Raw genomic sequence first — 693 nt, forward strand, 5'->3', positions numbered from 1 at the left:
CGATGAACAACAAATTGCTGTTAGCTGACGCAGGGTATCCTGATTTCCACTTCTTTCGAGAGCTTGAACAGCATGGCGGATTCTATATTGTCCGAGGTGCTAAGTCTCTGAACCCTATGATTATTGAGGCAAGGAACGGCAAGGGGCGACTGCTGCCTAAGCTAGAAGGGAAGAAGCTGAAAGACATTACTCGAGGTACCAACCGTTCGCAGGTCCTTGACCTAAAAGTCCGTCGAGGTAAACAAGAGTTTAGAGTCGTGCGACGATGGTTTGCTGAAGAAAAACGATTCTGCATTTGGATAACTAACTTACCTTCAGACACCTTTACTGCCGATGACATCATGGCGATCTACCGCTGTCGATGGCAGGTGGAACTGCTTTTTAAAGAGTTAAAGTCTCACACCAACTGGCAACGATTTGTCACCGCACAAAAGGCCATCGTTGATGGGCTCATCTGGGCCAGTTTACTTGCGCTGATCATTAGGCGTAGTATTGCGCTTCAGATAATGCCATCGGTCTCATTGTTTAAAGCGGCAAAAAATGTGGATGTCTGGCTGTTACCAATATTTGAATGTATCAGTCACGGCGCATGGTCAGAAATCAGCAATAAAATCGAATGGGCTACCAGTTATATATCAAGGAACGCTCAAAAGTCCGCGCAGAGGAAGTCTAAAGAAAACATTACGTTAGACG

Annotated in this window: 1 protein-coding gene; it reads left to right on the top strand. The window is 45.7% G+C overall.

Going from position 1 to position 693, the window contains the following annotated elements:
* Positions 1-693, top strand: a 693-nt coding sequence (locus AB4161_RS21765) for an IS4 family transposase (protein ID WP_372084284.1), incomplete at both ends; no start/stop codon positions are given.

The sequence above is a fragment of the Vibrio sp. 10N.286.51.E5 genome, from assembly GCF_041469125.1.
Taxonomy (GTDB): Bacteria; Pseudomonadota; Gammaproteobacteria; order Enterobacterales; family Vibrionaceae; genus Vibrio; species Vibrio crassostreae_C.